This is a genomic window from Paraburkholderia sp. MM5482-R2 (assembly GCF_050436125.1).
Taxonomy (GTDB): Bacteria; Pseudomonadota; Gammaproteobacteria; order Burkholderiales; family Burkholderiaceae; genus Paraburkholderia; species Paraburkholderia tuberum.
Genome location: NZ_JBNDLP010000002.1, coordinates 1047659 through 1061385 on the forward strand (window position 1 = coordinate 1047659; position 13727 = coordinate 1061385).

Below are 13727 nucleotides of genomic sequence, written 5' to 3' on the forward strand. Positions count from 1 at the left end.
GTCTCCTTGGTTCGACGCGTTATCGCGCGGCCGCATCGACGAGGGCGGCCACACCGCTCACCGGCTTCATCAAGTCGTCCGGCAGACCATGCCGCTCACGAAGATAGGCTGTCGAGTTGAACGATAGCCACGCACGGCCGTCCGCATCCTCCCAGACGAGCACCTTCAAAGGAAGATCGAGCGCGGCGGTCGGCGCGAGTTGCATCAGCGGTGTACCGGCTTTGGGATTGCCGAAGATCAGGAGCCGGCTGAACGGCATCGCCAGTCCCTCGCGCCCAGCGTCACCGCTGAAATCGATGCACGCGAAAACCGTCAGCCCGCGCTCCAGAATCAAGGTTTGAAGACGCTCGGCGGTCGCGTCGCCCGCACGGGTGCTTGCAACGGTGACGATGCCAGCGTTGGCGTTCTCTGCGATCGAAGCGGTGGCCATCATGGCTCCCGTGCGGATGTTGTGCTCCGGCAGCGTTCGCGTGATCAGGTCTGCCGGACGGGCAACGCGTTGACCGTGACGCAGCATGCGTCGCATGCGTGCAATGCGCCAACGGAGAAGCGGATCCATGCAGTGTAGGCGTTCGCTGGTGCGGTGTGGCCGAACGTGCGGACGCGCTGTGAGGGACGTTCTGCCGAAAGGCGAATGAAAGCGGATGGGGTGCCCGCTGAACGAACGGCGGCTTCCACATTCGCGAAGCCGCCGTCAGGGGCGCCTGATCGGCGCCCCGATGCCAGATTACTGGCTCAGGTAAACAAATTTGCCATTCTTGATGGTGCCCATCACGCTCGCCCGCTGATCGAGGCCGACGTGATCCTTCGGGCTCGTATTGACGACCCCGTTCGGCACCACCAGCTCATGCGCGTGTTCGAGCTCGTCGCGCAATGCGACGCGAAACGCCGGCGTACCCGGCTGCGCGGTCTTCAACGCGCGCGCGACGGCGTCCTGCAGGCGCGGGTACACGCCGGCCGCGTCGCCCGCGAACTGCGTGACGCTGCCGGGGCCGTACTTCGCCTCGTACGCGTCGACGAACGCGAGCGCCGCCTTCTTCGACGGATGATCGGCCGGCAGCGTGCGCGCGACGACGACCGGTTGCGTCGGGAACAGCGTGCCTTCCACGTCTTTACCGCCGAGCTTGATGAACTCCGGCGTCGCGATGCCATGCGTCTGATAGATCGGGCCCTTGTAGCCGCGCTCGATCAGCGTGCGCTGCGGCAGTACCGTTGGGGTGCCCGCGCCGGCGATCAGGATCGCGTCGGGCTTCGCGGCCATCAGCTTCAGGATCTGGCCGGTCACGCTCGCGTCGGTGCGGTTGTAGCGCTCGGTCGCGACCAGCTGGATATGGCGCAGCGCAGCGAACTTGCTGAACTCGTTGAGCCAGCTTTCGCCGTAGCCGTCCGCGAAACCGATGAAACCGACCGTCTTCACGTCGTGGTTCGACATGTAGCGCGTCATCACGTCGGCCATCGCGCTATCGGTCTGCGCCATCTTGTAGGCCCAGATCTTTTTGCCTTCCTGCGGCTCGACGACGATGGCCGAGCCGATCAGCGTGATCATCGGCGTCTGGCTGTCGGCGACCGGATCGAGCGCGGCCATCGCGGCCGGCGTGATGTTCGGGCCGACGATCACGTCGACGTGGTCCTCGTTGATCAGCTTGCGGATGTTGCGCACGGCGTTGCCGGGGTCGGACGCGTCGTCGAGGAAGATGTAGTCGGCTTTCTGGCCGGCGATCGTCTGCGGCCACATCAGCATCGCGTTCTTGCTCGTGATGCCGATCACGGCGGCCGGCCCCGTGTTCGACAGGTCGATGCCGACTTTCAGGTCGGCGTGCGCCGCGCCGGCGACGAGCAGCGCCGCGGCCGCGAGGCCGCGCAGGGTGTTGCGTACTTTATTGTTATGCAACTTCATCGGAAGGTCTCCGTAGCGAGAGAGCGGTATGGAAGCGGTTCAAAGCTCATAGGTTTCGTGTTCGCCATTCAACGCCTGCTCGATCAGCTTGCGGTTCAGGCTCGGCGACAGCAGCTCGACGAGCGTGTACACGTAGCTGCGCAGATACGCGCCCTGTTTCAGCGCGACGCGCGTCACGTTGCTGCCGAACAGATGGCCGACCGGCATCGCGCGCAAATGGCGGTCGCGCTCGGCGTTGAACGCGATGTCGGCCATGATGCCGACGCCGAGGCCCAGCTCGACGTAGGTCTTGATCACGTCGGCGTCGATCGCCTCGAGCACGATGTCCGGATGCACACCGCGCAGGCGGAACGCTTCGTTGATCTTGGTGCGGCCGGCGAACGCGTTGTCGTACGTAATCAGCGGGTACTGGGTCAGGTCGTCGAGCGACAGCAGCTTGCGCTCGAGCAGCGGATGGTCGGGCTGCATCACCGCGACGTGGTGCCACTGGAAGCAGGGCAGCGACACCAGATCCTTGTAGTTCGAGATCGCCTCGGTCGCGATCGCGAGGTCGGCCTGGTCGTGCAGCACCATTTCGGCGACCTGGGTCGGGCTGCCTTGCAGAATTGAAAGGTGAACCTTCGGAAAGCGCTTCTTGAACTCCGCGATCGCCGCGGGCAGCGAGTAGCGCGCCTGCGTGTGGGTGGCGGCGATCGTCAGATTGCCCTGGTCCTGCGCAGCGAAGTCCTTGCCGACCCGCCTCAGGCTTTCCACTTCCTGCAGGATTTTTTCGACCGATTGCAATATGATGCGGCCCGGCTCGGTCAGCGAGCGCACGCGCTTGCCGTGGCGGGTGAAGATTTCGACGCCAAGTTCGTCCTCCAGCTCGATGATCGCCTTCGAGACGCCCGGCTGGCTCGTAAACAACGCCTTGGCCGCTTCGGTGAGGTTGAAGTTCTGCCGCACAGCCTCGCGGACGAAGCGGAATTGGTGCAGGTTCATATATAACCTCGCCGCATATAAAAAGAATTTTTTAGTCGTTTGAAATATAAGGCGAGTTTATTACGATCTGTCCATCTTTTTCAATATGGATATCTGTATTTGTTATAAGCAAATGAGCGATGGGTCTAAACGCTCGCTTGCGATAGCTGACAAAGCCGGTATTCAAGCCGCGGCCGATCCGGACGGTCGCGTGTCACGCAAGTTTCGAAAAATTGGGGCCCCCGAATGTACCAATACGATCAGTACGACCAGACCATCGTCGATGAACGGGTCGCGCAGTACGCCGATCAGGTTCGCCGCCGCTTGTCGGGCGAATTGAGCGAAGAGGAATTCCGTCCGCTGCGCCTGCAGAACGGTCTGTATTACCAGCGCCACGCGTACATGCACCGCATCGCGATTCCGTACGGCAACTTGCGCAGCGACCAGATGCGCGTGCTCGCGCAGATCGCGCGCGAACACGACCGCGGCTACGGCCATTTCTCGACGCGTTCGAACATCCAGTACAACTGGATCAAGCTCGAAGAAACGCCGGAAATCCTGCGCAAGCTCGCCGCCGTGCAGATGCACGGCATTCAGACCTCGGGCAACTGCATCCGCAACATCACCGCCGATCAATTCGCCGGCGTCGCGCCCGACGAAGTCGTCGATCCGCGTCCGTGGGCCGAAATCCTGCGTCAATGGTCGACGTTCCACCCCGAATTCGCGTGGCTGCCGCGCAAGTTCAAGATCGCGGTGTCGGGTTCGAAGGAAGACCGCGCGGCCGTGCAGATCCACGACATGGGCGTGTATCTGCGCAAGAACGAACAGGGCGAACTGGTGGCCGACATCCTCGCTGGTGGTGGTCTGGGCCGCACGCCGATCGTCGGCGCGGTGATCCGCCGCGATCTGCCGTGGCAGCACCTGCTGACCTATAGCGAAGCCGTGTTGCGTGTGTACAACCGCTACGGCCGCCGCGACAACATGTACAAGGCGCGTATCAAGATTCTGGTGAAGGCGCTGTCGGCGGAGAAGTTCGCCGCGCAGGTCGAAGAAGAGTGGCAGCACCTGAAGGACGGCCCGTCGACGCTCACGCAGGCCGAAGTCGATCGCGTGACGCAATACTTCGCGCCGCCCGCTTACGACAAGCTGCCGGACACCGATACGTCGTTCGAAAAGCATCTGCTGGAAAACCGCGCGTTCGCGCGCTGGGTCGAGCGTAACGTGCGTCCGCACAAGGTGTCGGGCTACGCCTCGGTCACGCTGTCGCTGAAGCCGACCGCGGTTGCGCCGGGCGACGCGACGGACGTGCAGATGGACGCGGTCGCCGACTGGGCCGACGAATACTCGTTCGGCAAGGTCCGCGTGTCGCACGAACAGAACCTGATCCTCGCCGACGTCAAGAAGCGCGACCTGTTCGCGTTGTGGGAAAAGGCCAGGGCGCAGGGTTTCGCGACGCCGAACATCGGCTTGTTGACCGACATCATCTCGTGCCCGGGCGGTGACTTCTGCTCGCTCGCGAATGCGAAGTCGATTCCGATCGCGCTCGCGATCCAGGAACGTTTCAACGATCTCGACTACGTGTACGACCTCGGCGACGTGTCGCTGAACATCTCGGGCTGCATCAACGCGTGCGGTCACCATCACGTCGGCAACATCGGCATTCTGGGCGTCGACAAGGACGGCTCCGAGTGGTACCAGGTGACGCTCGGCGGCGAGCAGGGCACCGGCGCGACCGGCGCTCACCTTGGCCGCGTGATCGGCCCGTCGTTCTCGGCCGAGGAAATGCCCGACGTGATGACGAAGGTGATCGATACGTTCGTGGAAAACCGCCAGGAAGGCGAGCGTTTCATCGATACGTACACCCGCATCGGCATCGCGCCGTTCAAGGAGCGCGTGTACGCCGCGCGTCAACCGGCTCACGCGTAACCGCGAAAGGATACTGAACAGATGGCTTCAATCATCAAGAACCGCGCGATCGTCGACGACGACTGGAGCGTCGTGCGTGCCGCGGAAGACGGCGCTTTGCCGGCAATGGCCGAACTGCCGGCCGGCAAGGTCATCGTGCCGCTGGCGCTGTGGCAGGCCGAGCGTGAAGCGCTCGTGGCCGCGCGTCAAGCCGCCGACATCGGCGTGTGGCTCGCGCCGGATAACGAACCGGCGGACATCGTCGGCGACTTCGACAAGCTCGCGCTGATCGCCGTGGACTTCCCGGTGTTCCGCGACGGCCGTGGCTACAGCATCGGCCGTCTGCTGCGCGAGCGCTATGGCTACAAGGGCGAACTGCGCGCGATCGGCGACGTGCTGCGCGACCAGATCACGTTCATGTTCCGCTGCGGCTTCGACGCGTATGCACTGCGCGCCGACAAGGACATCAACGACGCGTTGAAAGCGTTCGACGACTTTAGCGTGCAGTACCAGGGCGCCGTGGACACGTCGCCGCTGTTCCGCCGCCGTGCCGCGCAGGCTGGCGCCGCCAAGGTCCCGGCATGAGCGCCGCCCAATCGTTGAGCCCGGAGCTCGCAGCGAAGGTCGAGCGTCTCGACGCGCTGCTCGACTCGATCGCAGCGCGTCACGCGAACGTGAAGCTCGCGAGCAGCCTCGCGGCCGAAGACATGCTGCTCACGCATGCGATCCTGTCGCGCGGCGTGAAGATCGGCATCTTTTCGCTGAACACGGGGCGTCTGCATGCGGAAACGCTCGGCATGCTCGACCGCGTGAAAGAGCGCTACGGCTACGACATCGAGCAGTTTCATCCGCAGGCGGCCGCGGTCGAGCAGTATGTGAACGGGCACGGCCTGAACGCATTCTATGAAAGCGTCGAGCTGCGCAAGCGCTGCTGCGAGATCCGCAAGGTCGAGCCGCTCAATCGCGCGCTTGCCGAGGTCAGCGCCTGGGTGACCGGGCAGCGTCGCGAGCAATCGGTCACGCGTGCCGAGCTGCACGAGGAAGAGCACGACGACGCGCGCAACATCGCCAAGTTCAATCCACTCGCGGACTGGACCGAAGCCGAAGTCTGGGATTATCTTAGTGCGTTCGACGTGCCGGTCAATCCGCTGCATGCGCGCGGTTATCCGAGCATCGGCTGCGAGCCGTGTACGCGTGCGATCCGCCCCGGCGAAGACAGCCGGGCGGGGCGCTGGTGGTGGGAGTCGCGCGATACGAAGGAATGCGGCTTGCATATCACGGCGATTACTCCGATTGCGGTCGAGCGCAACGAAAACGCGTCGGCCTGAGCGCCGCCTACCGAGCTTGCGGCGCATTACCGCCGAAACCGATCTGAATATTTTCGCCCGTGCGAGCAGCGCTTGCCGGGCGAACCAACGAAGGACCCGCTATGAGCACCACGCTCGATTCCACTGTCAACGCTCCACTTGCCAACACGGTCAACCGGATGGATCACCTCGATTGGCTCGAAGCCGAGTCGATTCACATCCTGCGCGAACTGGTCGCCGAATGCAGCAAGCCGGCGCTGCTGTTTTCGGGCGGCAAGGATTCCGTCGTGGTGCTCGCGCTCGCACTGAAGGCGTTCGGCCTCGGTGCGAACCGCAAAACGCAGCTACCGTTCCCGCTCGTGCATATCGACACGGGCCACAACTACGACGAAGTGATCGACTTCCGCGATCGTCGCGCGCAACAGATCGGCGCGGAACTGGTGGTCGGCCATGTTGAAGATTCGATCAAGCGCGGCACCGTGCGTCTGCGTCGCGAAACGGATTCGCGCAATGCCGCGCAGGCGGTGACGCTGCTCGAAACCATCGAGCAGTACGGTTACACCGCGATGATCGGCGGCGCGCGCCGCGACGAGGAAAAGGCCCGCGCGAAAGAGCGCATCTTCTCGTTCCGTGACGAATTCGGCCAGTGGGACCCGAAGGCGCAGCGCCCGGAACTGTGGAGCCTGTACAACGCGCGTCTGCACAACGGCGAACACATGCGCGTGTTCCCGATCTCGAACTGGACCGAGCTCGACGTGTGGCAGTACATCGCGCGTGAACAGCTCGAACTGCCGTCGATCTACTACGCGCACCAGCGCGAGATCGTGCGCCGCAACGGCCTGCTCGTGCCGGTCACGCCGCTCACGCCGATGCGCGAGGGTGAGACGAGCGAACAGGCGCTCGTGCGTTTCCGCACGGTCGGCGACATCAGTTGCACGTGCCCGGTCGAAAGCGACGCGGACGACCTCGAGAAGATCATCGCCGAGACGGCTGTCACCGAAATCACGGAACGCGGCGCGACGCGGATGGACGACCAGGTGTCGGAAGCGGCGATGGAGCAGCGCAAGAAGCAGGGTTATTTCTAAGCACACGACGAAGGCAAAGCAACCATGAGCAGTATTCATCAACCAGAAGACCTCGGCGTGCTGCGTTTCATCACCGCGGGCAGCGTCGACGACGGCAAGAGCACGCTGATCGGCCGCCTGCTGTACGACAGCAAGGCGGTATTGAGCGACCAGCTCTCGGCGCTGTCGCGCGCGAAGAACAAGCGCACCGTCGGCGATGAAATCGATCTGTCGCTGTTGACCGACGGCCTCGAAGCCGAGCGCGAGCAGGGCATCACGATCGACGTCGCCTACCGCTACTTCGCCACCGCCAAGCGTAAGTTCATCATCGCCGATACGCCGGGCCATGAGCAGTACACGCGCAACATGGTGACGGGCGCGTCGACCGCGCATGCGGCGATCATTCTCGTCGACGCGACGCGCGTGACGTTCGAAAACGGCGTCGCGCAACTGCTGCCGCAAACCAAGCGTCATAGCGCGATCGTCAAGCTGCTCGGTCTGCAGCACGTGATCGTCGCGATCAACAAGATGGACCTCGTCGACTACAGCGAAGCGCGCTTCAACGAGATCCGCGACGCTTACGTCGAGCTCGCGCGTCACTTCGGTCTGCAGGACGTGCGCTTCGTGCCGGTGTCGGCGCTGAAGGGCGACAACATCGTCACGGCGAGCGAGCGCATGCCGTGGTACGCGGGCGAGCCGCTACTCGACGTGCTCGAAGCGCTGCCGGTCGAAACCGCGAACGGCGAGGCGCTGCGCTTTCCAGTGCAGTGGGTCGCGCGCCAGGACGGCAGCCAGGCCGACGATTTCCGCGGCTACATGGGCCGGGTCGAATCGGGCGAAGTGAAGCTCGGCGACACGATCGTCGTGTTGCCGGCCAATCGCGAAGCGACCGTGGCCGAGATCATCGCGCCGGTGGTCGGCGGCACCGCGCAGGTGGACCGTGCGTTCGCCGGTCAGACGGTGACGATCCGTCTCGCGGAAGATGTCGACGTGTCGCGCGGCGACACCTTCGTGCTGCGCGAAGCGGCGCCAGAGCCGGCGAAGAAGCTCGAAGCGGACCTCTGCTGGTTCGACGACGCGCCGCTGTCGACGCAGCGCAAGTATCTGCTGAAGCAGACCACCAGCACGGTGTTCGCGAAGATCGGCGCGATCAAGGAAGTGCTCGACGTGCATACGCTGTCGCAGGCGACCGATCGCAAGGAACTGGCGATGAACGACATCGGTCGTGTTGCGCTGACCTTGCAGAAGCCGCTCGTGTGCGACGCGTACGACTCGCATCAGGGCACCGGCGCGTTCGTGCTGATCGACGAGGCGACGAACCACACGGTCGCCGCCGGCATGATCCGCGCGTTTTCCGCCTGAGCACGGCAAGACTAGCAGGCGACGGATGGGCCACACAGGCGGCGCAACGCGCCGCCGCGTACGCTCCAACGAACAGGTTGATGTCAATGGGTAAGGTTTATCTGATCGGCGCGGGACCCGGTGCCGCGGACCTGATTACGGTGCGCGGCGCGCGGCTGCTCGGCGCCGCCGACGTCGTGCTGCACGACGCGCTGGTCGAGCCGGCGATGCTCGACTACGCGCCCGCGCGCGCGAAGCGCATTGCGGTCGGCAAGCGCTGCGGCCAGCTATCGACGGCCCAACAGTTCATCAACAAGCAGATCGTCGATGCGGCTTTGGAGCACGACGTGGTCGTGCGTTTGAAGGGCGGCGATCCGATGCTGTTCGGCCGCGCCGACGAAGAGATGCGCGCGCTCGAAGCCGCGGGCATCGAGTATGAAGTCGTGCCGGGCATCACCGCCGCGCTGGCGAGCGCGGCCACGCTGAAGCGTTCGCTGACGCTGCGCGGCGTGTCGCGCAGCGTCGCGCTCGCGACGTTCAGCCGCGCGCCAGGTTCCGATGAGATCCGCGAGCAGGTCAACGCCGATTCTCTGGTGTTCTACATGGGCCGCGACAGCGGCGTCGAAATCGCCCAGCAACTGATCGATGCTGGCAAGCCCGCGACGACGCCCGTGGCGATCGTCGAGGCGTGCAGCACGCCGCGCGAACGCATGCTGACGCTGACGTTGGAAGATCTTGCGGCCGGCGAAGCGCAGCGCTGGGTCGATGCGTCGCAGCCGAGTCTGTTGATGATCGGCGAGGCGTTCGCGGCGCGGCAGACCGAGGCGAAGCGCTCGTCGAACGGGATGCTGGTCGCGGCCTGAATATCCTCGGCAGGGCCGACCCGAGAGCGGCGAATCTGAGCAACCAGAACGAAAAAATCAGAGCTGCCGCAAGCAATACTGCGCGAGCGCATCCAGCACCGAATCATCCTCGCCGACTGCCACCGCGCAGCGAATCTCGACACCGGGATGCGCGGCGCGGCAATGATCGACGATCGCGGGCAAATCCTTGCGGACATGACCGCCTTGCCCGAAGAACACCGGCACCACGGTGATCGCATCGCAGCCTTGCGTGACGAGTTGCGCGACGGCCGTCGGCAGGTCGGGTTCCATCAGTTCGAGAAAGGCGAGCGTAACCGCAGGAGCTTCGCCCGTCGCCGCGCGCGCGGCGCGCAGCTTGTCGGCGAGCCGCTCGAACGGCTCGCGCCAGCGCGCATCGCGCGCGCCGTGGCCAAACAGAATCAGTCCGTGCATAGCCATCGCATCAGCTCCTGACGATGCCCCTCAACGCACTGGCGTTAGTGCCGGTCGACCCACTTCAACCCGACGAGCCCCAGCACCAGGTAGACGAGCCCAGGTGTCGCCGCGGTCAACGGCGCGGGCCACGTATTGAGCGTGCCGATATGCGAGAACAGCGTGTTGAACAGCTGGAAGCTCATGCCGAGCATGATGCCGCCGAACACCTTCACGCCGACCACGCCCGCGCGCGTATGCAGATACGCGAACGGCAGCGACAGCACCAGCATCACGAACACCGCGAACGGATACAGCACCTTGCGCCACAGCGCGATTTCATAGCGCTGCGTGTCCTGATGGTTTTCGGTCAGATGCTGGATATAGCGGAACAGATTGAACATCGACATCCGGTCCGGCGACACCAGCAGCACCGACAGGATCTGCGGCGTCAGCTCCGAGCGCAGCGAATACTCGGGCAGCGTGACCTGCTTCGCGCGATAGACCGGATTGAGCGCATCTGCCGGCGTACCCGGAGCGGGGGCCACGTCGAGCAGTTGCGTATCGGTCACGCCGGTCAGCAGCCAGTGGCCCGGCGGCTGATAGCGGCCGCTCTGCGCGATGCGAATGTTCGAGAGGCGGAACTTCGAATCGAACTCGTAGATGCGCACGTTGCTGATCGTCGCGTCGGGCTTCAGCTCGCCGACGTTGACGAAGCGCGTGACCTGCTCGCCGTCGGCGCGCTCGGTCAGCGTGTCCTTGACCCACACGCCCGACTGGAAGTTGCTCGACACCGACGAGCCGAGCGCCTCGAGCCGCACGCGCTCGGAGAGCTGATCCGTATACGGGCCGACCACTTCGCCGATCAGATAGGTGACGATCACGAGCGGAATGCCGATCTTCAGCAGCGAGCGCAGCGCCTGATTCGTCGCGAGGCCTGATACGCGGAAGATCGTGTATTCGGAGTTCGCCGCCATCTGCGCGAACACGTAGATCGCGCTGATCAGCGCCGCGACCGGAATGATTTCGTAGAAACGCGACGGCGTTTGCAGCGCGACGCGCAGCACCGCGTACTGAAACTTGTAGTTGCCGTGGCCGACCGAGTTCAGTTCGTTGATCAGGTCGAAGAAGAAGAACAGACCTGAAAATGCAAACAGGATAAACACGAACGTGAGATAGATCTGACGCGCGAAATACCTTTCATAAATGCGCATCGCTCAGGCTCCCTGCGAACGGCTGAACATGGCGCGCGTAAATAGCGGCCGGTTGCGCACCCGCATCCAGAAGATGAACGCGACGATCCCGAGCACGATCACGTGCAGGATCACGAGCCCGACGCCGAACGACATCTTGCCCTGCTCGATCCACGCCTGCACGACGTTCAGCAGATTCGAATAAGTGAGGTAGATCAACACGGCCATCACGAGGTTGATCGTGCGGCTGCGCCGCGGGTTCTGGTGCGCGAGCGGAATGGCGAGCAGCATCAGGTTGATCGCGATCAACGGAAGACCCGCGCGCCACGCGAATTCGGCGAGGTTCTCTTTAGTGGGATTGCGCAGCAGCGTGAGCGTCGGCAAGCCGGTGGTGGTCGGCGTATTGACGACCGGCTGGCTCTGGATCTTCACGCCGTAGCGCTCGAACTCCATGATGCGGAAATCGGGGCGGCCCGGTTCGCCGTCGTAGCGGCGGCCGTTTTCCAGCACGACGAAGCGGTCGCCGTTCTTGTGCGTCTCGATGTGGCCGTTCTTCGACACCACGACGTTGACCTTGCCGCCCTCGGTGCTCGTCACGAACACGTTTTCCACATGCCCCTGGTCGGGCGACATCTTCTCGATGAAGAACACGCGATGCGTGGTCGGCGATTCGCGGAACTGCCCCGGCGCGAGCAGCGAGACTTCGTCGCGCTGCTGGAAGCGCGCGCGGATCAGCTTGCTCTGCTGGTTCGACCACGGCCAGCCGACGAACACGAAGAACATGATCAGGATGATGATCGGCGTGGCGAAAATGCCGATCGGCTTGATGAATTGCGTGAGACTGACGCCCGAGGACAGCCACACGACCATCTCGGAGTCTTTGTACCAGCGCGTGAGCACGAACAGGATCGACACGAACAGCGTCGCGACGAGCATGATGGCCAGATAGCCGATCACGGTGAGGCCGATCAGGACCAGCACGTCGCGCGGGTCGACCTCGCCCGAGGCCGCGAAGCCGACGATGCGGATCATCATCGTCGTCAGCACGAGCGTGAGGAGAACCATGAACACGGCGCCAGCCGTGTACGCGAGCTCGCGCTGGAGGGAGCGTTCAAAGATCATTGTTGATGACGAGAGGGGGCGCTCACGGCGACGCGGGGATTCGTTCCCGTCACGCCTCCGGTGCAGCCGCCGCGGGAAAAAATAGCGGATAATTGCGGCTTTCATCCTAAGCCCAGATTTTATCCGAGGACAAGCGCGATGGACTTTAGCATAAAAGCCTGTGATTGGACCAAAGGCTCGACGAACGGTTTCCTGACCGGGAAATCCGATTGCATCGTGATCGGTGTGTTCGAGTCGCAAACGCTGTCGGGCGCCGCGCTGGAGATCGACGCGGCCACCAAGGGCCTGCTCACGCGCGTCATCAAGGCAGGCGACATGGACGGCAAGGCGGGTACCACGCTGTTCCTGCACGAGGTGTCGGGCATCGGCGCGTCGCGCGTGCTGCTCGTCGGGCTCGGCAAACAGGACGCTTTCAGTCAGAAAGCCTACGGCGAGGCGGTCCGCGCCGCATGGCGCGCGCTGCTCGGCACGAAGATCGTGCAGGTCACGTTCACGCTCGCGCAACTGCCGGTGCTCGAACGCACGGCCGACTGGTGTGTGCGCGCCGCGATCCTCGCGCTGCGCGAGCTGACCTACCGCTTCACGCAACTGAAGAGCAAGCCGGACAATACGCCGCGCGCGTTGAAGCGCATCGTGTTCAGCGTCAACACCGGTGACGAGAAGGCCGCCAAGCTCGCCGCCAGGCAGGGCGCCGCGCTCGCCAACGGCATGGACCTGACGCGCGAGCTCGGCAATCTGCCGAGCAACGTCTGCACGCCGACCTATCTGGCGAACACCGCGAAGAAGCTCGCGAAAGACTGGAAGCTGAAGGTCGAGGTGCTCGGCGAGAAACAGTGTGAAGCGCTGAAGATGGGCTCGTTCCTGTCGGTCACCGCGGGCGCGGTCGAGCCGGCGCAGTTCATCGTGCTGCAGTACCAGGGCGCCGCCGCGAAGGCCGCGCCGGTCGTGCTGGTCGGCAAGGGCGTCACGTTCGACACGGGCGGCATCTCGCTGAAGCCGGGCGAGGGCATGGACGAGATGAAATACGACATGTGCGGCGCGGGCTCGGTGCTCGGCACGCTGCGCGCGGTCGCCGAGATGGGCCTGAAGATCAACGTGGTCGGCATCATTCCGGCCGTCGAGAACATGCCGTCGGGCACGGCCACCAAGCCGGGCGACATCGTCACCAGCATGAAGGGCCTCACGATCGAGGTGCTGAACACCGACGCCGAGGGCCGCCTGATTCTGTGCGACGCGCTCACCTACGCGGAGCGCTTCAAGCCGGCCGCGGTCATCGACATCGCGACGCTGACGGGCGCCTGCATCATCGCGCTCGGCCATCACAACAGCGGCCTGTTCTCGAAGGACGACGCGCTCGCGGGAGAACTGCTCGACGCGTCGCGCGAAGCGGCCGACCCGGCATGGCGCCTGCCGCTCGACGACGAGTACCAGGACCAGCTGAAGTCGAACTTCGCGGACGTCGCGAACATCGGCGGGCGTCCGGCGGGCAGCGTGACGGCCGCGTGCTTCCTGTCGCGTTTCACGGATTCGTACCCGTGGGCGCATCTCGACATCGCCGGCACCGCGTGGAAGAGCGGCACCGCGAAGGGCGCGACGGGCCGTCCGGTGCCGCTGCTCGCGCAGTTCCTGATCGACCGCGCCGGCCAATGACGCAGTGCGGTAAG

General features: G+C 64.2%; 13 protein-coding genes. 7 read left to right on the forward strand and 6 right to left on the reverse strand.

Features of this window, described 5'->3' with window-relative positions; genetic code table 11:
* Window positions 1-19 precede the first annotated feature (19 nt).
* The 3 genes from OKW37_RS07865 to OKW37_RS07875 form a co-directional block, all read right to left on the reverse strand.
* Complete coding sequence (locus OKW37_RS07865; RefSeq protein ID WP_429407160.1) at window positions 20-559, reverse strand: DUF302 domain-containing protein; 540 nt, start codon at window positions 557-559, stop codon at window positions 20-22.
* A gap of 168 nt (window positions 560-727) precedes the next feature.
* Window positions 728-1897 carry an ABC transporter substrate-binding protein gene (locus tag OKW37_RS07870; protein WP_429407158.1) on the reverse strand — a complete coding sequence of 390 codons (1170 nt, stop codon included), beginning with the start codon at window positions 1895-1897 and terminating at the stop codon, window positions 728-730.
* Window positions 1898-1936: 39 nt separating this feature from the next.
* Window positions 1937-2878, reverse strand: coding sequence for a CysB family HTH-type transcriptional regulator (locus tag OKW37_RS07875; protein ID WP_184059671.1), 942 nt, complete (start codon window positions 2876-2878; stop codon window positions 1937-1939).
* A 225-nt stretch (window positions 2879-3103) separates the two neighbouring features.
* Here OKW37_RS07875 and OKW37_RS07880 point away from each other — a divergent pair, with 225 nt between their 5' ends.
* From OKW37_RS07880 to cobA, 6 genes are all read left to right on the forward strand, one after another.
* On the forward strand, window positions 3104-4783 hold the full coding sequence (locus tag OKW37_RS07880) for a nitrite/sulfite reductase (RefSeq protein WP_429407156.1): 1680 nt from the start codon (window positions 3104-3106) through the stop codon (window positions 4781-4783).
* A 21-nt stretch (window positions 4784-4804) separates the two neighbouring features.
* A complete protein-coding gene (locus OKW37_RS07885) occupies window positions 4805-5347 on the forward strand; it encodes a DUF934 domain-containing protein (protein ID WP_429407154.1) in 543 nt (180 codons plus the stop codon).
* Window positions 5344-6090: a phosphoadenylyl-sulfate reductase gene (locus OKW37_RS07890; protein WP_184059665.1), complete on the forward strand. Its 747-nt coding sequence runs from the start codon at window positions 5344-5346 to the stop codon at window positions 6088-6090. Before OKW37_RS07885 ends, OKW37_RS07890 begins: the two co-directional genes overlap by 4 nt.
* A gap of 101 nt (window positions 6091-6191) precedes the next feature.
* Window positions 6192-7154, forward strand: a complete 963-nt coding sequence (gene cysD, locus OKW37_RS07895; protein ID WP_429356748.1) for a sulfate adenylyltransferase subunit CysD — start codon at window positions 6192-6194, stop codon at window positions 7152-7154.
* 24 nt (window positions 7155-7178) lie between these two features.
* The gene (locus tag OKW37_RS07900; RefSeq protein WP_429407152.1) at window positions 7179-8495 is read left to right on the forward strand and encodes a sulfate adenylyltransferase subunit 1; all 1317 of its coding nucleotides are present in this window, start codon (window positions 7179-7181) and stop codon (window positions 8493-8495) included.
* Window positions 8496-8581: 86 nt separating this feature from the next.
* Entirely contained in the window at window positions 8582-9337 is a 756-nt protein-coding gene (gene cobA / locus OKW37_RS07905; RefSeq protein WP_090803404.1) for a uroporphyrinogen-III C-methyltransferase, read from the forward strand.
* Window positions 9338-9394: 57 nt separating this feature from the next.
* On the opposite strand, the gene OKW37_RS07910 is transcribed toward cobA, so the two are convergent.
* The 3 genes from OKW37_RS07910 to lptF are packed head-to-tail and all read right to left on the reverse strand — an operon-like array spanning window position 9395 to window position 12063.
* Entirely contained in the window at window positions 9395-9775 is a 381-nt protein-coding gene (locus tag OKW37_RS07910; RefSeq protein ID WP_018419678.1) for a sirohydrochlorin chelatase, read from the reverse strand.
* Window positions 9776-9813: 38 nt separating this feature from the next.
* Window positions 9814-10962, reverse strand: coding sequence for an LPS export ABC transporter permease LptG (lptG, locus tag OKW37_RS07915; protein ID WP_018419679.1), 1149 nt, complete (start codon window positions 10960-10962; stop codon window positions 9814-9816).
* 3 nt (window positions 10963-10965) lie between these two features.
* Entirely contained in the window at window positions 10966-12063 is a 1098-nt protein-coding gene (lptF, locus tag OKW37_RS07920) for an LPS export ABC transporter permease LptF (RefSeq protein ID WP_184059661.1), read from the reverse strand.
* A gap of 138 nt (window positions 12064-12201) precedes the next feature.
* On the opposite strand from lptF, the gene OKW37_RS07925 reads away from it, so the two are divergent.
* The gene (locus OKW37_RS07925) at window positions 12202-13713 is read left to right on the forward strand and encodes a leucyl aminopeptidase (protein WP_184059660.1); all 1512 of its coding nucleotides are present in this window, start codon (window positions 12202-12204) and stop codon (window positions 13711-13713) included.
* The last annotated feature ends 14 nt before the right edge of the window (window positions 13714-13727 follow it).